Annotated in this window: 25 protein-coding genes; 17 read left to right on the top strand and 8 right to left on the bottom strand. The window is 36.1% G+C overall.

The window, feature by feature from the left end:
• Window positions 1-180: 180 nt before the first annotated feature.
• Genes GQN54_RS12420 through sbnA form a run of 3 tightly spaced genes read right to left on the bottom strand, consistent with a single transcriptional unit; the run spans window position 181 to window position 4344 of the window.
• Window positions 181-1608, bottom strand: coding sequence for a Y4yA family PLP-dependent enzyme (locus tag GQN54_RS12420; RefSeq protein WP_160633879.1), 1428 nt, complete (start codon window positions 1606-1608; stop codon window positions 181-183).
• Window positions 1598-3373 carry an FAD/NAD(P)-binding protein gene (locus GQN54_RS12415; RefSeq protein WP_160633878.1) on the bottom strand — a complete coding sequence of 592 codons (1776 nt, stop codon included), beginning with the start codon at window positions 3371-3373 and terminating at the stop codon, window positions 1598-1600. The genes GQN54_RS12420 and GQN54_RS12415 overlap by 11 nt, the downstream gene beginning before the upstream one ends.
• Window positions 3370-4344, bottom strand: a complete 975-nt coding sequence (gene sbnA / locus GQN54_RS12410) for a 2,3-diaminopropionate biosynthesis protein SbnA (protein WP_160633877.1) — start codon at window positions 4342-4344, stop codon at window positions 3370-3372. Before sbnA ends, GQN54_RS12415 begins: the two co-directional genes overlap by 4 nt.
• Window positions 4345-4599: 255 nt before the next feature.
• Between sbnA and GQN54_RS12405 the strand changes: the two genes are divergently transcribed.
• The 4 genes from GQN54_RS12405 to GQN54_RS12390 all read left to right on the top strand — a co-directional run bounded on the left by GQN54_RS12405 (window position 4600) and on the right by GQN54_RS12390 (window position 8636).
• Complete coding sequence (locus GQN54_RS12405; RefSeq protein WP_160633876.1) at window positions 4600-5151, top strand: DUF421 domain-containing protein; 552 nt, start codon at window positions 4600-4602, stop codon at window positions 5149-5151.
• A 218-nt stretch (window positions 5152-5369) separates the two neighbouring features.
• Window positions 5370-5930, top strand: a complete 561-nt coding sequence (locus GQN54_RS12400) for a hypothetical protein (protein ID WP_160633875.1) — start codon at window positions 5370-5372, stop codon at window positions 5928-5930.
• Complete coding sequence (locus GQN54_RS12395) at window positions 5923-6663, top strand: hypothetical protein (protein WP_160633874.1); 741 nt, start codon at window positions 5923-5925, stop codon at window positions 6661-6663. The genes GQN54_RS12400 and GQN54_RS12395 overlap by 8 nt, the downstream gene beginning before the upstream one ends.
• A 50-nt stretch (window positions 6664-6713) precedes the next feature.
• Window positions 6714-8636 carry a tetratricopeptide repeat protein gene (locus GQN54_RS12390; protein WP_160633873.1) on the top strand — a complete coding sequence of 641 codons (1923 nt, stop codon included), beginning with the start codon at window positions 6714-6716 and terminating at the stop codon, window positions 8634-8636.
• A 57-nt stretch (window positions 8637-8693) separates the two neighbouring features.
• On the opposite strand, the gene GQN54_RS12385 is transcribed toward GQN54_RS12390, so the two are convergent.
• Window positions 8694-9383, bottom strand: a complete 690-nt coding sequence (locus GQN54_RS12385; protein WP_160633872.1) for an OmpA family protein — start codon at window positions 9381-9383, stop codon at window positions 8694-8696.
• A gap of 319 nt (window positions 9384-9702) precedes the next feature.
• On the opposite strand from GQN54_RS12385, the gene GQN54_RS12380 reads away from it, so the two are divergent.
• The 9 genes from GQN54_RS12380 to GQN54_RS12340 all read left to right on the top strand — a co-directional run bounded on the left by GQN54_RS12380 (window position 9703) and on the right by GQN54_RS12340 (window position 18919).
• Window positions 9703-10161: a DUF1801 domain-containing protein gene (locus GQN54_RS12380; protein ID WP_160633871.1), complete on the top strand. Its 459-nt coding sequence runs from the start codon at window positions 9703-9705 to the stop codon at window positions 10159-10161.
• The gene (locus GQN54_RS12375; RefSeq protein WP_160633870.1) at window positions 10158-10640 is read left to right on the top strand and encodes a DUF4199 domain-containing protein; all 483 of its coding nucleotides are present in this window, start codon (window positions 10158-10160) and stop codon (window positions 10638-10640) included. The genes GQN54_RS12380 and GQN54_RS12375 overlap by 4 nt, the downstream gene beginning before the upstream one ends.
• A 165-nt stretch (window positions 10641-10805) precedes the next feature.
• Entirely contained in the window at window positions 10806-11711 is a 906-nt protein-coding gene (locus tag GQN54_RS12370) for a hypothetical protein (protein WP_160633869.1), read from the top strand.
• 4 nt (window positions 11712-11715) lie between these two features.
• A complete protein-coding gene (locus GQN54_RS12365; protein ID WP_160633868.1) occupies window positions 11716-12264 on the top strand; it encodes a DUF1697 domain-containing protein in 549 nt (182 codons plus the stop codon).
• A gap of 39 nt (window positions 12265-12303) precedes the next feature.
• Entirely contained in the window at window positions 12304-13032 is a 729-nt protein-coding gene (rluF, locus tag GQN54_RS12360) for a 23S rRNA pseudouridine(2604) synthase RluF (protein WP_160633867.1), read from the top strand.
• 144 nt (window positions 13033-13176) lie between these two features.
• Window positions 13177-14685 (top strand): sensor histidine kinase, encoded by a 1509-nt coding sequence (locus tag GQN54_RS12355; protein WP_160633866.1) that lies wholly within the window; start codon window positions 13177-13179, stop codon window positions 14683-14685.
• Window positions 14686-14691: 6 nt separating this feature from the next.
• On the top strand, window positions 14692-15084 hold the full coding sequence (locus tag GQN54_RS12350; RefSeq protein ID WP_160633865.1) for a hypothetical protein: 393 nt from the start codon (window positions 14692-14694) through the stop codon (window positions 15082-15084).
• 69 nt (window positions 15085-15153) lie between these two features.
• Window positions 15154-16683 (top strand): FMN-binding glutamate synthase family protein, encoded by a 1530-nt coding sequence (locus GQN54_RS12345; RefSeq protein ID WP_160633864.1) that lies wholly within the window; start codon window positions 15154-15156, stop codon window positions 16681-16683.
• A gap of 43 nt (window positions 16684-16726) precedes the next feature.
• Window positions 16727-18919: a B12-binding domain-containing radical SAM protein gene (locus tag GQN54_RS12340; protein ID WP_160633863.1), complete on the top strand. Its 2193-nt coding sequence runs from the start codon at window positions 16727-16729 to the stop codon at window positions 18917-18919.
• Here the strand turns inward: GQN54_RS12340 and GQN54_RS12335 are convergent.
• Both GQN54_RS12335 and GQN54_RS12330 read right to left on the bottom strand, forming a co-directional pair.
• Window positions 18908-20218, bottom strand: coding sequence for an alginate O-acetyltransferase AlgX-related protein (locus GQN54_RS12335; RefSeq protein ID WP_160633862.1), 1311 nt, complete (start codon window positions 20216-20218; stop codon window positions 18908-18910). The genes GQN54_RS12340 and GQN54_RS12335 overlap by 12 nt on opposite strands.
• Window positions 20218-21591 carry an MBOAT family O-acyltransferase gene (locus GQN54_RS12330; protein ID WP_235933081.1) on the bottom strand — a complete coding sequence of 458 codons (1374 nt, stop codon included), beginning with the start codon at window positions 21589-21591 and terminating at the stop codon, window positions 20218-20220. Before GQN54_RS12330 ends, GQN54_RS12335 begins: the two co-directional genes overlap by 1 nt.
• Before the next feature lie 250 nt (window positions 21592-21841).
• Here GQN54_RS12330 and GQN54_RS12325 point away from each other — a divergent pair, with 250 nt between their 5' ends.
• Complete coding sequence (locus GQN54_RS12325; protein ID WP_160633860.1) at window positions 21842-22042, top strand: hypothetical protein; 201 nt, start codon at window positions 21842-21844, stop codon at window positions 22040-22042.
• An 11-nt stretch (window positions 22043-22053) separates the two neighbouring features.
• Window positions 22054-22692 (top strand): hypothetical protein, encoded by a 639-nt coding sequence (locus tag GQN54_RS12320; protein ID WP_160633859.1) that lies wholly within the window; start codon window positions 22054-22056, stop codon window positions 22690-22692.
• Window positions 22693-22743: 51 nt separating this feature from the next.
• Here the strand turns inward: GQN54_RS12320 and GQN54_RS12315 are convergent, their stop codons facing one another.
• Window positions 22744-23097 (bottom strand): DUF202 domain-containing protein, encoded by a 354-nt coding sequence (locus GQN54_RS12315; protein WP_160633858.1) that lies wholly within the window; start codon window positions 23095-23097, stop codon window positions 22744-22746.
• Between the two features lie 12 nt (window positions 23098-23109).
• Window positions 23110-24873 (bottom strand): SLC13 family permease, encoded by a 1764-nt coding sequence (locus tag GQN54_RS12310; RefSeq protein WP_160633857.1) that lies wholly within the window; start codon window positions 24871-24873, stop codon window positions 23110-23112.
• 179 nt (window positions 24874-25052) lie between these two features.
• Between GQN54_RS12310 and GQN54_RS12305 the strand changes: the two genes are divergently transcribed.
• Both GQN54_RS12305 and GQN54_RS12300 read left to right on the top strand, forming a co-directional pair.
• Window positions 25053-26336 (top strand): DEAD/DEAH box helicase, encoded by a 1284-nt coding sequence (locus tag GQN54_RS12305; RefSeq protein ID WP_160633856.1) that lies wholly within the window; start codon window positions 25053-25055, stop codon window positions 26334-26336.
• A 159-nt stretch (window positions 26337-26495) separates the two neighbouring features.
• Window positions 26496-26849, top strand: coding sequence for an MmcQ/YjbR family DNA-binding protein (locus GQN54_RS12300; RefSeq protein ID WP_160633855.1), 354 nt, complete (start codon window positions 26496-26498; stop codon window positions 26847-26849).
• Window positions 26850-26959: the final 110 nt, after the last annotated feature.

Below are 26959 nucleotides of genomic sequence, written 5' to 3'. Positions count from 1 at the left end.
CTACTCAACTATTTGAAATAAAATTATTTCAATGAAAGTGAATAAACTAGAAAAGAAAGTAAATCCAGTTAAAGTACAGCAATAGATGAAGAGTTTTAAAAGTAGTTCAGGAAAACAAACCACAGAGCAACTGTAAGTAATATTTTGAGAAAATTAGCATGAATGACAATTTATCTCTTATTATTCATCTGCCATAAAATCACTTATTTTCATTTCGTTTTGTGACTTGCGAGTGTAAACATTTTGTGATAGATCAAAAAGGTGAGCTTCCGTTTCAAAAAAGTGCATCATATAACCCGCAGTATTCACAAAAAGTAGCACATCCCCCACTGAGGGTAAACTCGGCAAAGCAATCTTTCGTTGTAGCAATACATCTCTTTCTAAGCAATAGGCTCCTGTTAAATAGACCTCAACAGGTTTGTCTTCTCGTTCAGAATCAGCATAACTAATAAATGGATCCAGCAAAAAATCAGCACTAGAACTCGCCATTTGCGTCATATTCATCTCTAAACCAACCAATATATTATTTCTTGCATCCTTTTTCCGGTGAACCACTTTTGCCATCGTGACGCCAACTTGATCCAAGAGACTTCTGCCTGGCTCCAACCGCAACTCTATATCCAACTCTTCTAATCGTTTAGCTACAGTCAAAGCGTTTTCATTCGGTACAGATAACACCTCAGGTAAAAATTTTTCTTTGGTCCTCTCATTGTAAAATGGATACGTTGACAACTGTCCTTCCACTACTCCATTGCGTTGAGTAAACCCTAATCCATTATTATTATAGGTAATCGGTTCTCGTTGATTTAGAACCGCCATTTTCAACTCCTCTTGAAAAGTCCTCCATTCGTTTTGGTTTTCGAGGTAATTCATCAATACACCACCTCCGATGTCTATAAATTTTAGGTCAAAATTGTGGCTTCGAAGACGCATTATCAAATCCATAGTCTGATGCAGCGCTGTTCCTCTTTCCTTCGGAGAATATCCATCCAAATGAAAATGGAATCCTGTAAAGTTCAAGAAGTGCTGAGCTCCTTTCTTCTTAAAAAAATCAAGTATGAAAGACTCTATTTCATCTACGTCTAAGCCAAAACGGCTCATTAACTTGTGATTGCCTACGTAAAATCCGCTTATGCGAAAACCTATAATTGCAGGTTGATTCAGCTCTTTAGATAATTCCAATATCTTATTCGCTTCATCTTCATTGTCAATAATCAAAAGTACTTGATTGTGAATAGCTAATTTCAGTAATGGTTCGGTCTTTATAGCTGCTGTAGAAACCAAATTGGAAGGCAATATTCCATTATCCAAACACTGTTTCAATTCGTTAAAACTTGCTGTATCTACACCGATTCCGTTTTGTACCGCAGCTGAAGCTAATATCTTACATTTATTCGCTTTCCTAGCATAAAAGATTTTATGTTTAAACCCGTAATTGGAAAGAATAGCTTCGAAAGCTGAAATATTCTTCTCAAAGGAAGGAATATGGTGGACGTTCAATGGAGAGCCATACTTTTCAAATAATTGGTGCTGCAAGTCAAAATCCGTTATTAATTCCTCCATCCAAGGAGATACAAGCGGTGTTAACGGAGGAAGTTTAGTATTCATGTTCTGGTATTAAAGTTTTATAAATGAGTTGAATAGTTTGCTTAGCCCATTGACTAGCAGTATCATTTCGCTTTCTTGATAAGCTATCATTATCGAATAATTTACCTTCTGCGGGTGTGCCATATAAAGTTATGTTAGAGATTACTTCACCTTCCTCAGAAATGGGATTGCCTGCTTCATTGCAGTTCAATCCATTTGCAAAATCGCTATTGGTATGCTTATTTAGAAATGAAAATAAGCCATTCCTTTTACAGGAGCTTGTGTACAAAACGTTAGAGTTAACGGTGTAACCTCTGGGTAAACGTGCATCAATCATCCACTCGCAAGAAGTCATTTCTTCATGCGATTTTAACTCATATTTATCACTGTCGGTTTTCGTAATATCCGGATTATTAACAAATGAGAAATCAACAACTCCAATTGCGGCCAATGCTATTATTTTCTGAACATTTTGCAAAGGAGGCCCATAAGAGATTCTATTAAACATAGAAAAATAAGTGGAAATAAATTTCGACCTAGAATCAGCAGTTAGCTTATCATTTTTATACAACCAATTGAAGTCGTCTACTAAATTCCCCCATGTATTTGCTGCAGCTACAAAAGGGCTATTTTCGGTTTTTATCCAATCAACCGTCTTTTTCCAGTAGGCCAGAAAATCCTCATGGGCATTGTTCGATTGTCTGATTGGAGGACGTAACAATTCATCAGCTTCAAACTTTTTTTCTTCTGGATGAAGACGATGAAATTCTTGAATTTCATCTAAAACCTTTTCATACTCTTGTTGCGCATTTAGCCTCAACTTATAATTTTGAAATAATTGATAGTAATATTCCGTGGTGATGTCCTGCTTGATCAGGGGTAGAACCTCTTTCTCAAAGTCAAATGGAGAACAATTTTCAGAGAGAGAGGAAACCCATTTTTTTAAATAACAGCTATGCTGGGTTAAAGTCACACCATTAGATAATCGTGGAATAATTGGATAACCTGAACGCGAAAAGGGATAAATTTTCGTTGGCTCTTTTCCTGATTTCCTGTAGATCAGTTCGGATTCATTACTTTTTTCAAACTCTCCACCTCTTCCTTCTGTTAATGCCAAAATTGAATCTATGGCAGTTAATCCTATCCCTTTACAAGCTACTTGAACATTTTTAGGTATAAGCTGTAACTTTTCTTGCACTGGATATACAAACGGTATACAATTCTTAGATTTCTTGGATTGACTCAGTTTGGAGGTGATACTTGGCGAATGGCCAGTAGTCAGTAATAAAGTCGTAAATATTGGAGATTGAAACTCAATATCGGTTTCGAGGCGATACTTCCCCTTTTCAGGAATAATGGCTGTAACCTTTCCCCTATTTTTGTGAATTCTAATATTTGAACGAGCTGAATCACACAAACAGTTAAAATAATAAGAAAGATATTCGCCCACTTCACCACGAGATGCAATTCTTTTATCTTCTGCACTCGTAGAGGTTTGACGACAATTTGCGCACCATTCCGAAAAGGACATAATCTCGCATATCGGTGAAGGTGCTGCATCTGGATGCATTGTAATAAAAGCATTGCTATAATTCATCAATAAAAAATCAGGCTGCTCAGGTTGATAAATCCAACCGGTAGCGAAATCACCCGTAGCGTTAAACAGATGTACATGTACTTCGAGCTTTTCATCCATTTGATGTAAATTGGCCAATAGTCTTTCAAAACCATACAGCCCTTTTGGACCAAATCCAACAATACCGATACTTATTCTTGGTTGACTCATAAACTTACTTTTCTTTTTTCAGGCGTTACTGTTTCAAAATTTTCAGTCACCCAACTGGGGTTATATATCGTATCCAGATATCGTTCACCTCTATCAGGTAGCATCAACACACACCGACTTCCATTGGGAATGGTGGACTTTATTTGATGCAAAGCTGAAACTACTGCACCTGAAGACCCTCCAGCCAAAATACTTTCCTTCTCTAAGAGGTAATGACATCCTTCAACGCATTCTTCATCACTAATGGCAACTACTTGGTGAACAGAATTCTTTTTCAAAAAGGAAGACGGCATACCTGAACCGTGGCCTGGTATTAATCGTGAACAAGGAGGCTGACCAAAAATGACACTTCCGATTGCATCTACGGCTATTAATTGGGTTTGCGGACTATTTTCTTCCAAGTATGACGCGCATCCCATCAAAGTACCACAAGTACTCGTTGCCACCAAAACATAATCGATGTGTTGGACAGCTTGATGAATTTCAGCCATTGTTTGAAAGTGAGTTTGAGGGTTTAACTTATTTTTATATTGATTGGGACTAAAAGAGTTGGGTATTACTGCTAAAAGCTCTTTTACTTTATTTAAACGAGCACCAAGTAATCCACTTCCTATACACGGTTTGTTGACCATTTCAATTTGTGCTCCATAAGCCCTTAACATTTGTAAAGTATGGGGGTTGGCTTTGGTATCGGTGACAATAATGAGTTTTAGTCCGTAATAAGAACAGACTTGAGCTAAGCCGATTGCCATATTTCCACTGCTACTTTCAACAATTGTGGTGGTTGCAGAAATTTTTCCACAAGCGACGCCATTTTGAATCATGGCTAAGGAAGTCCTATCCTTTATACTTCCACCCGGATTTAAGCCCTCGATCTTACCAAAAACGTTTAATCCTAAATCCTCCGAAACTCTTGTCAGTCTAACGGTTGGAGTATTTCCGATGATTTCTAATATAGAATTTGGTGTCATGGTGAAAGGTAGTTTAGAAGGTTCATAACTTGATATTTTTTGCGATAGCTGTCCGTTTTAATCCAAGTTTTAAGCCGTAGATATCCAAACAATTACAATTGATTAATTTTTAATGACTTATTCAAAAAGCAGGTTGTAGCATTGATCTATCATCCGTGGAATGGGTAGTTGGTCTAATAAATGTGGTATAAAAATAAAGCGCCATCTTTTTAGCATTGGCATGAACTCATATAGTTAAACTTAAAAAAGTAGGAAATGGAAAACTGGATATACCTTGAAATGGCCATCTTAATGAAAGCAATATTGACTGTCGGAATTATATTCTCGGTGATGATTATTATTACTCGCTTATTTGGATTACGAACGTTTGCTAAAATGTCCAGCTTTGACTTTGCTTCAACCATTGCTATCGGATCAATTCTTGCTTCTGTTGTTATGAATGCCAATCAATCCTTTTTAAAAGCCTCAGTGGCTCTGATTGGTATCCTGCTATTTCAAACACTTTTCTCCTATTTGGTTCGCAAATCAAATTTCTTCAAAAATCTTGCGACCAACCGTCCGATGATGTTAATGTTTAAAGGAAAGATTCTGTACCCCAATTTGGAAAAAACAAATGTTGGAGAAAGTGACTTAATGGCTAAGCTGAGAGAAGCCAATGTCATCCAATTGGACGAGGTACTTGCAGTGGTATTGGAATCAACAGGAGACATGTCTGTGCTTCATTCAAGCGAAAAAAATCAAATAGCTGAAAAATTGATTGAGGGAGTAGAAGGCATTCCTAAAAGGGAAAAAAAGGAAGAGTGCTAAAAACACACTTGTTAAGGTTAAGTTGGATGAAAACATCTTTTGACTTCTTAAAAAGAAACTCATTATCAACTCTAAATTCTTTATATGATTATAAAGATTGGCTTATTTTAATATCACTCAATTAAAATAATTTGCTGATAATTGCAGACGCTCAATCAGATGACATTAATTTCAAAGATTGACCCAAAAAAATAACCTAACACAATAAAACTCTACTATTGCGACCAATTCTCAAACTTACGGTATCACTGTTTTTCCTATTTTTTTTGACCGCTTCCAACTTTAAAGACTATTTTATTATTCTGGACAAGCACCAATACCTGAAATTAGCCCAAAGAGGCGATAAAGAAATTTTAAAGCGAAGTATCGTTTTTGATGAGCTAATCCAGCCAGATGAAAATCCACATTTGAATCCCAATGAAATTGCCAAAACTCAACAATTCGCCTTTCTATTGAAAAAAATGAAGCGCAAAGACATCGAACTTTTTTTGCTTCAACATGATAGCAGTTTAGTTATCCACCAATTCTACATTGGATTCTGTCACTTTATGAAAGGAGAATACAAACTAGCAGAAGAAGCCCTTCAGCAGTATAGAGGCAACAATTTTCTTTATCATAAACACTTATTAATAGGTGACTGCAGGTATGAATTAAATACCTACAATACGACAAATGAACTGGTATTGCAGTATCAAAAGGCAATGGATATTGCAAAAAGTGATATTGAAAAAGAAATAGTTAAAAACAGAGTCAAATATATTATCTACAAACATGATTAGAAATCGTTCCTACATTTTATTTTTTGTTGCCTTTCTTACCATTTTAAGTAGCTGTACTTCCACAAAAAAGATTCAAGCACAGCTTGACTCTAGAAAACAATCTATCATTTATTTATTGGATTCAAAACCAATAGAAGACAAAAGTGACATTAAGTTGTCACTCTCGAAGGTTTCTGTGGACCCAACTGTAAGACAACAAACCATTGCTGTGAAAGAAACAGGCTGGACAGTCCCTTTATTAATTTTCAATTATTGGGAATCTCGTAAAATGTGTTATCAGGGTGAATCCAATTATTTGAACAGTTGGGCAGAATCTATGCAGTATCACTTTGAACGAGAGGCCAAACGATCTGGATCGTTCCAATTGGATAGTGTAGACCATGATTATGAGTTAGAAATTACGATCAATAAAGTTCAAGCCATAGGTCCTTATACCAGTAATGGCTTTTTTGCATACCTATTTTTCATGTACATATATAGCTTTGGTGACTATGCAGGTCCTGCTGATACAGAAGTAGCCATTTCTTACCAATTGAAAAAAGGGACTGAATTAATTCATGAAAACACTTTTGATGCAAAAAAGAAAAGTGATGCTTTCAGACATGGATACAATAACAAAAAAGAACTTATTCAAACATTTGGCAGAAGTATGGCTGAGTCAACCTCTTTAAATTTCAAAAACGTAATTGAATTAATTATCAACGACTTGAACAATCATTTCGCTTCAGTTTAATTCAATAATTCAGTTCTTATCTCCTCTCTCTAAATGATAACCCTTTAATTATGAAAAATCTCCTCCTTATCGTTATTCCTTTTATACTTAGTCTGCCAAAAAATGCACTAGCTCAGGATGATAGTAGAATTTACAAAAGTACCTTTGAAGAAAAGGTGTTTAATAAGATCGCAAATTCTATAGATGTCGATGCGTTGGAAATTATGATTGCCTTGGAGTATGAAACTGGCAATGAAGAAAAAATTCATCAACAAATTGACAACTTATACAAAGGATTGGATCCTGAAAAGTTGAAGACCAAAAACAAAAAGAAGCAAATTAAAACCATCTACTCTGAAATTCATAATGCAAAGTTAAAAAAGTACGTTTTGGATGCTGATTTTAATCAACTCTTCACTAAAGGAGAATACAATTGTGTATCGGCCACTGCCCTTTATGTCCAGATATTTAATCGATTTAATATTGATTATGAAATCCGGGAAACTCCAACCCATGTATACTTAATTGCTGACCCTAAGGGTGAAAAAATATTAGTTGAAAGCACTTTACCGACTCAAGGAACTTTTGTATTCGATTACAAAACCCAAAAAGATTATGTCAATTTATTAAAAGCAAACAAACTAATATCCGAAGAAGAATTTGAAAACAATTCCGTAGAAAAACTATTTGATCAGCATTATGACACTAATAAGATTATTAATGATGTGCAACTAGCAGCCTTATTGTATTACAATAAAGGTGTGGAAAAATACAACCAAGCGAATTACGAAGAAGCTGCCTACTTTCTAGAAGCTTCCTATCTCGTTTACCCTTCCACGAATATTCTTTTCATGACTAACTATGCATTGATTAATGTTCTAGCAGAATGCGAGAATACAAATCAGTTTGATCCAATTTCTCTCGCCAAATTTGTGAACTTAAACCCAAAAGGCAGTCAGTTTGAATCCTTAGGTCTAACTCACTTTCAATACGTTGGAAATGAATTAATGGTACTACACCCTAACATTTCAGCTTATAAAACTTACTACCAACAATTTAAATCAGCGGTTGACACAATAGTGAATATTAAAGATTATGAACTGAATTATAGATATCGGTTAGCTTATGTCTATCAAGTCAATAATCAGTATCCAGAAGCCTTGCATGAGTTGTCCATAGCTTATCAATTAAATCCTGAAAATATTGAATTGAAAGAAAACATTACTAATCTGGCAAAATTACATATGCTAACCGACCGAAATCATAAAGATAATATTGACTCTTTAGAAAAATACATGACCAAATTTGACCTACTTAAAAGGGACCCAACGTTTCAACAATTTTATAATTACTACAACATGAGGGTCATCAGAGAATATGTTTCTTACGGTAAATTCAATGAAGGAATGACAAGACTTGCTTCATACGAAACTCATCTAAAAAACAACCCAAAGACAAATTACGATGAAAGTTATCTTGCTGCAATGTATTTAGATATCGCCAATTATCATTTCAATAATAGAAATTTGTCTAAAGTAAAACAATCCATTCAAAGAGGACTTGAAATTGCTCCAAATTCAATCATTTTGTTGAATCGAATGCAGATGATTAATCAAATGAACTCCACCATTAAGACTTATGAGGTTGAAGAGCAAAAGTCATTTGAAGAAGAAGTTACAAATTACATTAACAATTGCTGGTCATACGACGGTTTTACTACCAAAAATGGAGACCAAGGAGAATATGATAAAACATTTAAAATAATGGCATATCAAAACAAAGATGTCAACTTCGTAATGAATGGAAAGTTTGAGGTCGGTAAATATTCAATCCGTACGAAACCAAAATTGCTTTATCTGACACCTAATAGAGATAAAAATGATTACGTAGTTTTTAAGATCATTGAGATCAACAAAAACTATATGGTATTAATGCCATTTAAAGATGAAAAACTAACAGGCGAAAAAATATATCTTGCCATATGTAAAGATTAAAAAAAGAGGAATGGATTAAAATTCATTCCTCTTCTCTTTCTAACCTAATTGAAGTCACTATTCATCTAATTGTTCCCCTCTCTCGGCAGCTTTTTGTAATTTTTTGTTGGCAAATATGGCCATTTCTACTCTTCTGTTGGCTTGCTTACCTGCTTCTGTATCGTTAGATTCCAATGGTTGGGCTTCACCATAGCCCACAGTAGAAATTCTTGATCCTGATACACCCAAGCCTTTAATATAGTCTGCTACTGCATCGGCTCTTCGATCTGATAACTTTTTATTATACTCTTCACTTCCGGTATTGTCAGTATGACCTTCTATCAGAATTTGAGTGTCTTCATACTTTTGGAGTGTTTGTGCCAGCTCTCTTAAATTTTCCTTTGTCGACTCATTCAATGTTGATTTGTCTACACCAAACAATAATCCTGAGTCAAATGTAATTTTAATCCCTTCTCCGACTCTTTCTACATCAGCACCTTCAATGTCCTTTTCTATTTCTTTGGCTTGTTTGTCCATATATGCTCCGATAGCTCCACCAGCTGCACCGCCAATGACTGCACCCAAAATAGCACCTGTAGCCGTACTTCCATTATTTTCACCTATGATTCCGCCAATAATAGCACCTCCAGCTGCTCCAGCTGCTCCACCTTGTACACCTTTACTTGTTCCACAACTTGTAATTGTGGCAGCAGCAATGGTCATTGACAATGAAACCATTATTGCTTTTTGCTTTAAATTGATTTTCATAATTTCCGTTTTTGTTGATTACTGTAATCTTAGATTCAATTGGTGTACCACTGCAGCAATTCCATTAAATTCCAGCTGCCAATCATGAGAGTTACTCCGAATGAAGAGTCTGCTAACTACTTAACTTCCTACTTAATGAAAACCAAACCACCCAACCATTAGTCTGTATTATCCTTCAATTGAATCCCTCTCAATCTTTCTATAAATCATAGAAACAGAAAGTCATTTTGAGGAATTTGGTACACAAATTAAGTATCCACCCTAAACAAAGGAGGTTACATTATTTCCGCTATATTTGTTGAAACAAACGGATTCCCCCATGCAAATAGAAGCGAATTCTCCAGAAGATTACCTCTCAAAAATTCCAATAGAGCGTCGACCCATTATGGAAAAACTGAGAGCTGTCATCAAGGCTAATTTAAGTGCTGAAGTCGAAGAATGTATCAACTATGGAATGATTGGATATGTTATTCCGCATTCGGTTTATCCAAACGGTTATCATGTCAACCCCAAGCTTCCATTGCCTTTTATGCACATCGCTTCTCAGAAAAATTTCATAGCACTTTATCACAGTGGCATTTATATGGATGAAGCTTTAATGAAATGGTTTGTGAACGAATATCCTAAATACAGTAAAACTAAATTGGACATGGGAAAAAGTTGCATTCGTTTTAAAAAAGTCGATCAAATTCCTTTTGAATTGATTGGGGCATTGACCCAGCAAATGACGGGTAAGGAATTTATAACCTTATATGAATCTAACCTGAACAAAAGATGATATTTCGAAATAGAACAATTGAAATGAAATGGGCTTTCTTTTTTATCATAATGATGGTTCTTTGGATGGTTATGGAAAAATTAGTGGGGCTGCACGATGTGTACATTGATCAACATGCTATTTACACCAATTTCGTTGCTATTCCTGCTGTTATTATCTATTTCCTTGCTTTAAAAGAGAAACGAGAGTCGTTTTACCGAGGCCATATGAGCTATACTCAAGGACTGATTTCAGGACTTTTCATTACTTTAGTCATCACTGCCATCACACCAGCGATGCAATTTGTTGTTTCTACTTTTATCACTCCATCCTATTTTCAGAATGCAGCAAAATATGCGGTAGAGCAAGAGTTTATGACAGCTGCAAAAGCCGCCGAATATTTCAATTTGAAGAACTATATCCTTCAAGCTACTTTGAGTGCACCAATTATGGGTATCATTACTTCATTAATAGTTGCTGCTTTCGTCAAAAGAGATTAACTACTTTTAATGCTTTTTTTCCAGATTTATTTCTTGTCTTTTCCGGACATTTTAAATAATCAGATTCCAAACTTTACACTATCCAAAAGCTTTAATTCCATTCTTATACAAATTCCTTATTCAAAATGTAGGAAGTATGGTATCTTTAGGCCAAAATATTAATCCATGCGTAATTTCCTTTTATTGACCTTTATTCTCGCTCTTTTCTCTTGTTCATCACCTTCTGAAAAAAGTGAATCTATTCCATTAAAAAGCAATGTAATTACCACGGATGAATTTGAAATTCATTATGCCCAAAAGCAAGCCGCTACTCTATTTCTATTCCCCTGTTTTTCTTGTGATTTAAATCAAACAAAAAAGGAATTCAAAATATTAGACAGTGCTTATACCAAAGGAATTTCTGTGGTTTTACTCAACTTCAACTTCCGACTCTCTTTAGATAGTACAGAAAAAAGAATGCTTGGCGATTTTCTCAATGAGATTATGGACTATTATCAACTTCCTAGTCAAAATATTACAATTGGAGGTTATTCAGGGGGCGGAAATGTATCTATATTACTAGCCGATTACTTAATTTCTCAAAATAATAAATACCAACCCAATGCAGTTTTCGCTGTTGATCCGCCTATTGATTTATGGAACATCTACCGATCATCTAAATTAAATATCGAACGTAACTTTTCTGAACCGTCCGTTGCTGAATCCAATTTATTGATTGGACTTTTAGACAGTATAGTTGGAGAAAAAAATCATTTTCCTGATTCATTCGCAATTCATTCTCCTATCGTTAATGAAATACAGAATTATGACAACATTGCACATCTAAAATCAATTAAAGTCAGATTATACACCGAACCAGATTCTATTTGGTGGAAAGAAAATAGGCAGGCCGATTTCAATCAAACCAACTCCTACGCCCTACAGCAATTTTTCAAAAATCAACAAACCACTTTTAAACAACTTGAATTAATCGAAACCCAGAATAAAGGCATTCGTGGAGATGGCGCTCGACACCCTCATTCATGGAGTATTGTTGATCAAGAAGAATTAATAGAATGGATCTTAAAATAGACCTATGAATACATACATTGCTTTATTGAGAGGAATTAACGTGGGTGGTCATCGAAAGATTGCCATGCCTGAGTTGCGGAGCCTCTTAGAAAAAAATACGCTAAAAAAAGTATCCACCTATATCCAAAGCGGGAATGTAGTTTTTCAGTCTGAAAATGAAAGTCCTATTGAGTTGGAGCTAATATTGGAAAAGGCGATAGAAGCTCACTTTGGGTTTAGTGTTGGTGTAATAGTACTCCCATTTCAAGCCTATAAAAGAATGGCTATTAATAACCCCTATCTGAAAGCTAATCCTCCAATAGAAAAACTCTACGTAAGTCATTTAAAACAAACTCCAACTGCAGAAAACATTGCAAAACTTGCAGAGTTCAACTGCGAAAAAGATCAGTACAACTTGGATAAGCAAACCATTTATTTGCTTTATGATGAAAAAGTGAGTTCTTCAAAACTGAGTAATAATTTGCTTGAAAATAAACTAAAAGTAATGGCCACAACTCGGAATTGGAAAACCACCCTAAAGCTAATTGAAATGGGGGAATCTACGATTCAATAGCAGTTTTTTGTCTTATTTTGCAATTACAAATTTCTTACCATGGAAAACAACTCATCCACACGTATCAATAAGTATTTAAGTGAGGTTGGCTATTGCTCTCGAAGAGCAGCTGATAAACTAATTGAAGAAGGAAGAGTTACCATCAATGGGAAAGTTCCTGAGATGGGCACCAAAGTGAGTAAGGGTGATGAGGTTGCGGTAGATGGTCAATCGGTTATTGCTCCTAAAGAAAAACCGGTATATATCGCATTCAATAAACCAGTAGGAATAGTCTGTACTACTGACACGGGAGTCGAGAAAGACAACATTATAGATTTTATCAATTACCCCACTAGAATCTTTCCAATTGGTCGTTTAGACAAACCTAGCGAGGGCCTTATTCTACTGACAAATGATGGCGACATTGTCAATAAAATATTGAGATCAAGAAACAATCATGGCAAAGAATATATTGTGACCGTTAATCGGCCGATTAATCCATTTTTTATCCGAAAAATGAGTAATGGAGTGCCCATTCTAGACCAAGTGACCAAAAAATGCTATGTAGAGCAATTGAGTACTTATGAATTCAAAATTATTCTGACTCAAGGACTAAACCGTCAAATCCGTAGAATGTGCGACTATTTAGACTATCAAGTAACTAAATTGAAACGTGTGAGAATCATGAATATCCATTTGGATGTTCCTGTTGGTAAATGGCGAGATCTGACGGCGACAGAATTAAAGGAGCTTCAAACGATGATTAGCGATTCTGAAAAGACTGCTTAATTAGTAAGTTAACTTTTCTCTATTTTCCTTGGATTCTCTAGGACTTCAGCTGATCTGACAGCTATAGACTAATTATAGTTTACTAACTTTTAGTACTTTATAATAAAAATCATTAACTTAGGAAACCTCAAAAACCTAAATTCTATGGTTAGAAATTCTACAATCCGAATTGAAAAAGCGCTACTGTTATTTTCATTTTTGCTGTCATCTTTAGCATTGGTAGGTTGGATTTTTAATATTCCTTTATTGGTAAGGTATATTCCTGAAGCTCCGACTATAAAATTTAACACTGCATTTCTTGCATTTTTAATTGTTCTTATTATTTATACCGAGAACAAAAAGAATTCAATTTATAAAGCGATTTCGTTTCTTTTTGTTGGAATTGTTCTTATTATTTCCACATTATCCCTCATTGAATATTATTTGCCAATCAACCTTACCATAGATAATTATTTTATTCTAGATACTATTTCATTGCATATAAGTGGTAGAATGTCTCCCTCTACCTCAATATCATTTATCCTTTTAAGTTTTGGAATTATCTGCGCCCGATTTAATGGTCAAAATATCAACAAATTATGTACAGGTATTTTTTTCATTGTGTTTACAATTGCTTCAGCCTCTTTAATTGCCTATTTTCTATATATTCCTATTAACCATAGAGGAATTTTCTTCCAAACCATGTCTCTTCCCTCTACTATTTTGTTTTTAAGCCTTTCCTTATTGCTAATGTTTAAAAATCCTAATATATCGTTTAGTAGTATTATGAACTTTCATAGAGTAGGAAGTAAATTGTTCTGGAAAATTATTCCTATAGTCACCATCCTGCCCATTTTATTTAGCTATATCCTACTTTATTTTTCAAATGAAGTTAAAGTAAATATGGATTTTGGAATCGCTATTTGTACAAACATCTTTATTTTGCTTTCTACTGGGCACTTAATCTACCTTAGTGTGCAATTGAATCAATCAGAAAGGGAGAGATTGAGTCTACAAAAAGAAATCTCTATTTTGAAAGAAAATGAAATTCGAAAAACCCTTTTAAAGGAGACGCATCATCGGGTGAAAAACAATTTCCAAATCATCAACAGCGTGCTTGGTCTGCAATCCAATAAGAGTAAAAATATGGAACTGCGGATGGTGCTATCGGATTGTCAAAACCGAATTCGAGCAATTGCTGCCCTTCACGAATCCATCTATGTAAATGGAAACTTTGAAGAAGTTAAGTTGAGTTATTTCCTAAACAATATTGTGTCCAGTCTTGTGAATATGCATTCAGAATCTGACTCCGTCCATGTTGACATTTCTATTCCTGATATTGATTTAAATATGAAATATGCAATGCCTCTTGGATTAATCATCAATGAAATCGTTACAAATTCTTTGAAACATGCATTCTTCAAGCAAACGAATAAACGCATTTCAGTTAAACTCAATAATACGGGAAACGATACTTTTAGTTTAATCATAAGCGACAATGGAATTGGTTGTGCTGAAATGGCGAATGAACTGCTCAATCCCACTAGCATGGGAAGCGAATTAATATCCATATTCACTGAACAATTAAATGGGAAAATCAATGTTGAAAATAAAGATGGATTAACTTACTACCTTTCCTTTAAAACCAATAAAGTGAATTTAAAAATAGCCTAACGAATAATGAAATCATTCAACGCCATCGTCTTGATTCTTGGGGTAACCGTGAGTTGTATTTTCACTTCTTGTTCTAAAGATGAACCAGAAGACCCTATTTTCTGTACTGAAGAATTTAGGTACATAACGCTGGAAGTCGAGGGAGACTCTCTGACCTTCTTTTATACCATTAGAATGATTAACAACGACACCCTCTTCCCTGAAAATAACGCTCCTATTTATGACAATCGCTATGTCGTATTGAGTGATCAATATTCCTCCCTACTGAAGAATAAATCCGAAGCGTTTCAATTCGTTGGGCTTGTCAATGATTCTATAGTATTAAAACTTGATTACACCATTGCAGCTGATAACTGCCACATTTTTAAAGTTTCAGGGCCAGCTTACCATCAATTGTAAGATTTTAGTGAATTAGATGACAGAATAAAGGGAATAACTACATTTGCCCCGTTTTTAATTCGTCTAAACATGAAAAAAATTGTACGCTTTTTTGCGGCTATTGCTAGCTTTTTTACATTTGCTTACTTACTAATTTTCTTCCCGATTCCAAGCATAGTAGGAATTGCCATCATCATCACCGCGGTCGGAATATACGATTTAACACAAACCAAACATACGATCTTAAGAAACTTTCCGATTATCGGTCACTTCAGGTATTTATTAGAGGGAATAGGACCCGAAATCAGACAATACTTTATTGAATCTGATACCGATGGAAAACCATTAAACAGAAATCAACGAACCTATATTTATTCTAGAGCGAAGCTTCAAATTCCTACCCACCCCTTCGGCACAGAAACAGATTTGCAGAAAGATGGATCTGAATGGACCATGCACTCCATATACCCTTCCAAAATAATGGCAGAGCCACCAAGAGTATTGATTGGAGGAAAAGACTGCAAACACCCTTATTCTGCGAGTATTCTCAATATTTCAGCGATGAGTTACGGCTCCATGAGCAAGAATGCAATTATGGCTTTAAATAAAGGCGCTCAAGGTGGTGGTTTTTATCACAATACAGGAGAAGGAAGTGTATCTGATTATCACCGAATGGGAGGTGATTTAGTATACCAAATTGGTACGGGCTACTTTGGATGCCGTGGAGAAGATGGAAATTTTTCAGCCGAAAAGTTTGTGAAAAGTGCAGCTATAGAAACCGTTAAAATGATTGAGATTAAATTGTCTCAAGGTGCGAAACCAGGTCATGGTGGAATGTTACCGGCTGCAAAAAACACCGAAGAAATTGCAAGAGTTAGAGGAATCAAACCGTGGACAGATGTACACTCTCCGTCAGCACACACTGCGTTCAATTCTCCTGAAGGACTATTAAAATTTGTAGCACAACTGAGGGAGTTATCAGGTGGCAAACCCATAGGATTTAAACTGTGTATTGGTAACACGAAAGAATTTGAAGCCATTTGCGACGCTATGATAACATCAGGTATTATGCCTGATTTCATTACTGTTGATGGGGCTGAAGGAGGAACAGGTGCTGCTCCTATTGTTTTCTCAGATCACGTGGGAATGCCATGGGAAAATGCCTTGGTTTTCGTTGTAAAAACCTTAAGAAACTATGGTTTAAAAAAGGATATCAAAGTCATAACATCGGGAAAAATAATCGATGGCTTTGATATTTATAAAGCCTTGTGTTTAGGAGCTGATTTATGCAACTCAGCAAGAGCCATGATGCTAGCTATTGGGTGTATCCAAGCGTTAGAATGCCATAAAAACACTTGTCCTACTGGAGTAGCTACCAATAATCCGAACCTTTTTAGAGGCTTGGTGGTAGAAGACAAATGGAAAAGGGTAATGAATTACCAGCAAAGTACCGTAAAAGATTTCTTAGAGGTATTCTCTGCTGCAGGATGCACTCAGTTGAGTGATTTAAATAGTGATATGATTTTCAAACAAGTCAATGGTAAAGCGGTTTCTTTTTCTAACATTTATCCAGAATTAGTAGAATCAAGAAGAGCAAAAGAACTAGAATTGATGAATTAGTGCCTAAGCAGTACTTTTGATCATTCCCCCATTTTAAAAGCGTGTGAAAGACTTTTTATTAATTACTCCTCCCTTTACCCAATTAAACACGCCGTATCCTGCTACGGCCTATTTAAAGGGGTTCTTGAATCAAATTAATAAGTCTTCTCTACAAGTAGATTTGGGAATTGAGGTAATTCTAGCTCTATTCAACGCCAAGCAATTAAGGTTCATCTTTGAAACAGCAAGTGCAGAGGGAAGAATTAAAAGCAACAATTCCAAGCGAATAGTGGCACTGCAAGATGACTATATTCAAACCATTGAACCAGTTATTGGATTTTTACAAGGCAAAAACCCAACGCTCGCCAGATTAATCTGTAGTGGCGATTTTTTACCAGAAGCCTCAAGATTGCAAGCAGTAAACGATCTGGATTGGGCCTTTGGTGAAATGGGGATGCAAGATCAAGCCAAGCATTTAGCAACTTTATACTTAGAGGACATTTCGGACTTTATCGTAGAATGTGTAGACGAAAACTTTGGCTTTAGTCGATATGCAGAACGCTTGGGACGCAGTGCCAATAGTTTTGATGAAATTTATTCAGCTTTACAACGACCATTATCACTAATTGACGAGTTAACCGTTCAAATTCTACATGAAAAAATGAGTGTAGCAAATCCGTCTTTGGTTTGCTTTTCAGTACCGTTTCCAGGAAATTTATTCAGTGCTTTTCGGTGCGCTCAATACCTTAAAAAACACTTTCCGAATCAAAAAATTGCAATGGGAGGCGGATTCCCAAATACCGAGTTAAGAAGTCTGACGGATGTTCGAGTATTTGATTTTTTTGATTTTATCACTTTAGATGATGGAGAGGCTCCCATTGAACAACTTTTCCGATATATCTCTGAGGAGAATAGCGATTATAAAGCGTTAAAAAGAACCTTCATTAAGTTAGACAACCAAGTAGAATTCATCAACAATGCTGCATTAAAGGATTACAAACAATCGGAAGTTGGAACACCTGACTTCACTGATTTACCACTCAAAGATTACATTTCAGTCATTGAAATTGCGAATCCCATGCATAGCCTGTGGAGCGATGGCAGATGGAATAAATTGACGATGGCGCATGGCTGCTATTGGGGAAAATGCTCGTTTTGCGATGTAAGTTTGGATTATATAAAAATCTACGAACCCATCACTGCTCGTTTGATTGTGGATCGAATGCAAGAAATGATGGAGAAGACAGGTGAAAGTGGATTTCATTTTGTAGATGAAGCTGCTCCTCCTGCATTAATGAGAAGTATCGCACTGGAATTAATAAAGCGGCGAATGACGGTTACTTGGTGGGCCAATATCCGGTTTGAAAAAAGTTTCACCAAGGACTTATGTCGATTATTAAAAAGCTCTGGCTGCATTGCTGTCTCTGGTGGATTAGAAGTCGCCTCGGATCGTTTATTGAAGTTAATAGAAAAGGGAGTGACAGTTGCTCAAGTAGCACAAGTAACGGACAACCTCACCCAAGCTGGAATTATGGTGCATGCTTATCTGATGTACGGCTATCCAACGCAAACCATTCAAGAGACTATTGATAGTTTAGAGATGGTACGGCAACTATTCGAAAATGGCGTCTTAAAATCTGGATTTTGGCATCAATTTGCATTGACAGCCCACAGTCCTATTGGATTAAACCCTGATGCCTATGGAATTATTCCTGAATTAAAGCCCATTTCTTTTGCCAATAATGACGTAGCTTTTAAAGATAAAACCAACATCAATCACGACCAATTCAGTTATGGACTCAAAAAGTCGCTATATAATTATATGCACGACATTGGATTTGAAATTCCACTTCATCAATGGTTTGAATTTAAAACGCCTCCTCCTACAATTGCCAAAAACTACATTGCAAATTGTTTGGATGCTCAAGACTTATGGACAATAAAACCTAATGCTAAAATAGTATGGTTGGGCAACCTACCCCAACACCAACTCATTACTAAAACAAAAAAGAAAAAGAGCATTCAAAGTCTAGAAGTAAGCGTGCACACCAAAACGTGTCACCGCAAGATTCATTTTAAACCCGAGGAAGGACAATGGTTGGTTAACCTGCTTTCTAAAGTTGCAATTAACGAACCAACTGCTTCTACTTTTCAGCAAATTAAAGCAGATTTTGAGACAAGCTTTGAACATTTCGAACTCTTTTGGCACTCTAAACCAATGCAGGAAATCAGAGAATTGGGCTTATTAGTTCTCTAGTTCATTCTCTTGCATGTACAATACATACTCGGCGTGTGAACGTATGTTTTCATCCAATGATATTCCTTTTTTAAGGGCATCTTCCGTAACTGATTCAAGCCATTCAGGAGTTAATTTGATGGATTGTTCAATTTCAATCAATTTTAATTCTCTTTCCGTATTCGGATGCAACGAATAATAGGCATAAAGCTCTTCAATAAAATCATAAGCAAAATGCATCAAATTACCTTCTGTAAACAATAGCATCACCACCTTATGCTTTCGGATTTCAGCCATTTTATTGACTTCACTAACCTTTCGTTCTTCTTTACCAGGTTGGTGAATTGAACGGTTGTAATACCAAAACTGAGAATTATTGAATACATAATCTGTAATTTCGTGTCCAAACATACCCCAATAATAGCTGTCGCCTATTGTCAATACTTTCGTTCGTTGATTGACCCCTTCAAAATCAAATCTAAATTTAGGATATGCCATGGGGAATGGTTTTAAATGAAAAAGTAAATTCATTCCTAATTCAATGTCATTATCAGAAAAACGAGCAGTGTCTGACCATTCTATACTGTCCACTACTATTTTAGGAAACGGAATCTGCAACATATCCTGCACAAACCGACGAATTGAATCTGCCACCAAAATTTCTCCATAATTGGTCCAATGCGTTCCTCCTTTGGGGTAAAGTGGATAGGTGGTGGTATCTTTCATTTTTAAAAACCAACCATTCACATCGATAAGCGGAATTGATTGCTGCTTTAACGTTTCAACATATACCTGATAATTAGTACTATCTTTTTTCTCTTTCAATCTTTTATCAGGAAGGTACTCAGGGTAATAAAAACCTTTACCTGGAGCAATGACCGTTAACAACTCGATCCCTTCCAGATTCAATTGATCCTTAATCATTTTAAGTTTATCCACTTTCTCTATAATCCGATCCTCTCCAATAAAATCTGTCCCTAAATAAGATCTAATGTACTGTTCTTCGTACAAGTAATCTTCTTTCCCAATGGTGACTCCATTTGCTCTAGCAACGTGAAAAAAAGTGAATGCAAACTGATTGTATAATCGAATTAAATAATTTCTAAACCCAATGTTTTCTTCAACATACCGCTGTCTTTTTTCTTGATAATCCCCACTCATCCAAGAATCTACAGTTAATTCAGGTTTTGCTGTATAAGTATAATAACCATTGAGGTAGCCTTTCTCGAAAATCTTAAACTTCCCTTGAATGCGAAACACAAACAGGAATAATATGACTCCAGCAAATAAAACTATCTTAATTTGTTGCTGTTTCCCCATTAGAATCTAAAATAAATAAATGGGTTAAACTTAGAAGCAGTAATCGCCCCAAGAGAGGTCATGAATAATAAAAACGAAAAACCTATGATGACAAAGTATTGAGGCAAAGTATATGCTTCTCTTTCGTAAATGAAATCTTGGATTCTTTTCCCCACTTTTAGTGCAGCAAAAAAAGAAAATACGATAGCCACTATGCCCATTTCAAACGCAAAAGGTATTAAATCTGTTTTTTGATAAGCTCCAAAATCGAACATTCGTTTCGAATAGAGCAACACTTCGCTAAAATCCTCTAATCGGAACAATAACCAACCAAGCATCACTACGATAAAAGTAAAAAGGATGCTGAAGAAAGACCCTAATTTTTGCAATAGCTTCACCAAAAACAAGCGATCTAAAATCAAGAACAACCCATGATAAGCTCCCCACAACACAAAGTTCCAAGAAGCACCGTGCCACAACCCTGAGAGTAGAAAAACCACCCACAAATTGAGGTAAACCCTATATTTTGAAGCCACACGGTTTCCTCCTAATGGAATATATAAATAATCCCTCATGAATGCGCCTAAGGTAATGTGCCACTTCCGCCAAAATTCAGAGATATTTTTTGCTGTATAAGGTGAATTAAAGTTCTCAGGAAAGTGAAACCCCATCATTTTACCCAAACCAATGGCCATATCAGAGTATCCTGAAAAATCGAAATAGATTTGAAAAGTGTAAGCCAAAATTCCTGTCCATGCGGTTAGGTAATGCAGCTGTTCGACCTCCATATTAAAAATAGTATCTGCCTGCTGCCCCATCACATTCGCAATTAACACCTTCTTTGACAATCCTATACAGAACCTAAAAAAACCGATCAACTTATCATCAATTACTTCTTTTCGGTTGGTAATTTCATCGGCTATCTCATTAAAACGAACAATCGGTCCGGCTATCATTTGAGGAAAAGACATGATATACAATAAGTAGTCAGAGAGCTTATCTAATGGAGGATGTACTTTACGATAGACATCTATACTGTAGGTTAACGTTTGGAAGGTATAAAACGAAATCCCTATCGGTAAGATCACTTTCGTCCATTGAATTGAATTACCACCAAATACAGATAGTAGTTCGTTCACATTTTCAATGAAAAAGTTGGAATATTTAAAATACAACAACAAGCCCAAATTGATCAAAACAGAAGTAAATAACAAGCCGTTTCGAGTGGACTTAGCTGTTGAACTTGCTAGTTTTTGAACGATGTAAAAATCAACAATGGTGGAAGCTAAGATGACAAAAACGAATTTAGGAGCTCCCCAACTATAGAATAAAATACTGGCTATTAATATCACCCAATTTTTCAGTCTTCCTCCTACCAAGTGATATACCAGCAAAAAAACGGGTAGAAAATACAGCAAAAATATACTGCTACTAAAAACCATTCATCAAGGAAATTTTATTCACCTGCAAATTAATCTAAAACTTGTCAATTATCACGTATATTATTCAGATAAGATAGATAAAATGGTAGTTCAACGAAAAGTATCTTCAATTCAGCCATTCGGACAGTTATTACAACTGAATTTGTTCTAATTTCGCAACATAATTAATCGTCAGCGATGACCCTATTTTAAATCAACCAAAATGAAGAAAACCTTATTAATTGCAAGTTTATTTGCAATCGTTGCAGTAGGATGCAATCAAGTAGAAGAAGTTAAAGAAGAAGAAGTGGTAGAAAACACAATGGATGCTGCTACGGATTCAGCGATTACCGCAATGGATGCTGCCACTGAAGAAATTGAAGCATCTGCTGCAGAATTAGAAAATGCATTAAACGAACTATAATAAATACATTGATGAAAAATACAATCAAAATAGCAGTTCTTAGTGGAATGATGATGGTTTCTTCTATCACATTTGCGCAAATGAACATCGGAAAAGAGGCAGAACAATTGAGAAAATCTGCAGAGGTAGAAGCTGAAAAAACAACGAAGCAAGAAATAATTGACAATGCAAAAACTGCGGGTAAAGAAGTATTGGATCAAGCTAAAGTAAAAGCTGAAGCTAAAGGTAAAGAGCAAATGGAAGTTGCTAAAGTAAAAGCTGAAGCTAAAGGAAAGGAAGTAGTAGAAAATGTGAAGGAAAAAGTTTCGGGTAAAAAAGAAGAAGTAAAAGAAACTGCTGAAACCACTACTAATGAGGTAATGGAAGAAACTACTGAAGTGAAAGAAGAAGTAGAAACAGTAGCTAACACTCCTGAAGAAAAGAAAGCAGAATCAAAAGCTAAACTAGAAGAGTCTGTAGCCAAAAACGAAAGCAAAATTGAAATGGCAAAAGCTAAAATTGTTGAAGCTGTTGCCAATTTGGATGCGTTAAAATTAGCTGGAAAAATTTCAGAGTCTGAGTACGTAGCGAAAAATGAAAAAATCGAAAAAGCAAAAGCAAGTGTAGAACAATTGTCTGCAAAAGTTGCGAACGCTAAAAGCATGTTGTAATCAACTAGCGAAATTCAAAATGAAAGGCCACATCAGCAGATGTGGCCTTTTTTATTCGGGATTCTCAGTTTCTTCCTTTTGTTTTAAATTCATTTGTAATTCCATATCGCCGTAGTAGTCTTTTAACTTTATATTCAGCTTATTATATCTGAATATTCCAACAATCAACAGAATTACTGTTAGGCTCAAAGAGGTGTATCCCAGAAACTTAATCTGTTCAAATCCTTCTAATTTTAGAAGTGCTATTCCACCAAGCAGCAAATACAAAGAAGCCCGTATGTAGGACAAAAGGGTTCGTTCGTTGGCTAATTTAGTTCGCTCTAGCGCTAAAAAATCACGTAAAATAATGTGCTCTTGATTCTTAAAAGTCGCACCTAATTTGGGAATTATTTTATTGAGTTTCATCTCTAATTGGAATTAAAAAGGGAAAAACAAAGATATTATAAACGAGGCCGCTACCCAAATGATGATGTTGAGAGGCGTTCCTATCTTCAAAAAATCATTGTACTTATAGTTGCCAGGTGCGTAAACCATAGTATTCGTAGGATAACTAACCGGTGTCATAAAAGTAAGTGAACAAGCAAACATTACTGCAACCAAAAATGGTTTGTAACTGACTTCCATAGCCGCGGCTAGGCTGATAACAATGGGCGCCATCAATGCGGCTGTTGCTTTACTAGAAAGGACGTTGGTAGATAAAAAAGTCACCAAAAATATCGCACTCAATGTAATTCGAGGGTCTAATCCACCTAACTGCTGAAACACAAAATTGGAAATCATATCTGCTCCACCTGTTTTTTCCAATGCAGTTCCCATAGACAATACACCTGCCATCATAAAAATCACCTTCCACTCTATCGCTTCATAGGCTTCCTTAGGCTTGATGATACCAGTAGTCACCAGAAGCAAACAACCTATCATTCCACTGATTAAGATGGTAGTAATTCCCAAAGCTGCAGCTGTCACTACTCCAGCTGCAATGATTAAAGCTGGAATGGCTTTCTTTAAATTGACTTTCTTTTCGCTGTATTCGGATAACATGATCAGCAATTTATCCTGAATACTTTTGTTGATACTTGCTTTGGACCCATGCACCAACAGCATATCCCCTTCTTTAATTCGTGCAGAAGAAAGGTTATCGGTCAACGTTTCCTCTCGTCTTTTGATGGCTATCACTGAAAAATGGGAACGATGTCCCAAATTCATTTCTAAAATCGTACTGCCTGCCAAAATTGAACCAGCAGGCACCATCATCTCATACACCTTTTGGGAAATATCTCCCTCATCTTTGTGGTTTTCATTCCCAATCACCTTATACGTGGATTGGTTTTTTAGCTCCGCTAGTTTATTCGGACTGATTAAAATTCGAATGACATCCTTTCGATGAATTTGATCCGAATTCGCAAAATCTTTAATCCAATGTTTATCTCTCAAAACACCTAATATCTGCACATTATACTCTCTCAACAGTCGGCTTTTATCGAGGCTGTTGCCGATATCTTTACATTCCTCCAAAATCTCTACTTCAGTAATGTAATTCTCCGTTTGTTTGAGTAGGTTTTCGTCTTTAAACTTGCGTTTAGGTAATAAAAATGGACTAAAGATGAAGATAAAAGCTAGTCCAATCCCCATTAAACACAAGGCCGGCAAACTAAACTCAAACATTCCAAAAGGTTCTAGGCCGCTTTTCTTAGCGATACTGCTCACCAAAATATTGGTAGAAGTACCGATTAACGTGCAAGTGCCACCGAACAAAGCAGAAAAAGAAATGGGAATCATCAACTTAGAAGGCGCAATACCAGTTTGGCGACAAACAGAAAGGGCCAATGGAATAAGAATCGCTACTACTGCAGAATCGTTTACAAACGCTGAAAAGGTAGCGGAAATCAAGCAAAAAACAACCAGAGCTACCAAATAATGAATCTTCGCCAATGCGACAATTTTAGTACTTAAGCTATCTATCAATCCTGATTTAAAAACAGCAGCACTTACCACAAACATACATCCTAATGTAATGGTTGCAGGATGATTGAATCCAGAAAACCCTTCTTCAGGACTGAGAACCCCTGTGGCGATAAACAAGGCCATGATCAGAATTGAAGTGGTATCAATACTGAAATAATCTTTCACGAAAAGAAAAATACTGACAGCAATAATAGCGATGGTGAAGTATAAATCCATAGGGTTGGTTTCTTAGGTGATGAAAATAATTAATATTTCGGTTTCAATCCACATCTTCCACAAAATTGGATTTCTGTTGGCAAAAGTTGTTGCTCAAAAAAGTGATCTCGGAAAGAACAAAATCCCAATAAAGTATTATTCCAAACAATCCACTTACCTTTGCACGAATTAGAATTTATATGACATTCAAAGAATTAGGGGTTATCGAACCCATTCTAAAGGCTTTAGACGCCGAAGGATATACACATCCTACCCCAATACAAGAACAATCCATTCCAAAACTACTCCAAAAAAGAGATTTATTGGGATGTGCACAAACAGGTACCGGAAAAACAGCTGCCTTTACCATCCCTATTTTACAACACCTATATCAAGCGAAAGGTAATACCAACAGAACTCGTCCGATTAAAGCATTAATCATTACACCTACCAGAGAATTGGCTTTGCAAATTGGTGAAAGTATTGAATCGTATGGGAAACATACAGGCCTTAAGAGTACAGTAATTTTTGGCGGTGTAAAACAAGGAAAACAAACCGCCGCCTTGAGTCAAGGGATAGATATTTTAGTGGCCACTCCTGGTCGACTGTTGGATTTGATGAACCAAGGATTCATCAGTTTAAACGGCATCGAATACTTTGTATTGGATGAAGCCGATCAAATGCTAGACATGGGATTTATCCATGACATCAAAAAGATTTTGGCCAAATTGCCTTCAAAAAGACAATCTTTATTCTTTTCAGCTACTATGGCACCTGCTATTGTAGAATTGTCGAATAAAATATTGGGTAACCCAGAAAAAGTAACCGTAAAGCCCGAACAAGCCACTGCTGAAAAAGTGGAACAAGGTGTTTATTTTGTAAGCAAAGGAAACAAAGTGAAGTTATTGGTTCATTTGATTAACCAAAAAGCGGCAAAGTCTGTTTTGGTTTTTTCTAGAACCAAGCATGGCGCCAATAAAATTGTGAAGCTATTAGCTGCTGACGACATTACCGCTGAGGCCATTCATGGCAATAAATCACAAACGGCACGTGTAAAAGCACTGACCAACTTCAAAGAAGGAACTACTAAAGTACTTGTTGCTACTGATATAGCAGCACGAGGGATAGACATTGACGAATTGGAGTTAGTGGTGAACTACGATTTACCCAATGTTCCTGAAACCTACGTTCACCGAATCGGGCGTACAGGACGTGCAAAAGCTAGCGGTGTTGCCATCAGCTTCTGCGATGGTGAAGAAAGAGCGTATTTGAGAGACATTCAAAAATTGATTAAACAAACCGTTCCTGTAGTGGCCGACCACCCTTATCCGGATGATGGAAAAGTGATTGAAAAAGAAGAAAAACGACCACCACAAAATAGAAACCGAGGGCCTAAAAAACCATTTAGAGGAGGAAATAAACCATCTAAACAACACTCTTCGAACAGAGACGGCAATCAGCCGAGAAGAAGAAGAGAGGACTGATCCACTCCACTTGCTGAAGTGCGCTAAAAACACGTATACCGCCAAAAAGTAGAATAGCAGTTTATTCTCTTTTTGGCTTTTTTTTGGTCCATACTTTTTGAAGGATTAGAAGAAAGCAGTTAACTTTAACTACCGTTTTCACCATAAATAACGAAGCACATGAACATTGAAGATTTTAGAGCATACTGTTTAAGTTTTAAAGGCGCTACTGAATCCATGCCGTTTGACGACAAAGTGTTAGTATTTAAAGTGATGAACAAAATGTTTTGCCTGACCAATATAGAGGACTTTTCTTCTATCAATGTGAAATGCGACCCAGAACATGCCATTGCCTTAAGGGAGCAGTATGAAGCGGTGCAGCCAGGCTACCACATGAGCAAAGTGCATTGGAATACAGTGCATTTGGATGGCTCTCTGCCAGTTGCTCAAATTCACCAATGGGTGCAGGATTCTTATGATTTAATTGTGGCGGGTTTGACTAAAAAATTACAAGCGGAATTAGCCGAACTGTAAAATTTTAGACTAATCTTCTAGTTTTTAACCACTACTGTAACAATTATTGATTTTTTTCAGTTATCTTCGGATTCAGAAAAACTGCATCGCTTTATGAAAACATCCATTGA

The organism is Acidiluteibacter ferrifornacis, assembly GCF_009909615.1.
GTDB lineage: Bacteria > Bacteroidota > Bacteroidia > Flavobacteriales_E > Vicingaceae > Acidiluteibacter > Acidiluteibacter ferrifornacis.
The sequence above is the reverse complement of the archived record's forward strand: the minus strand, read 5'-3'. Positions and strand labels throughout refer to the sequence as shown.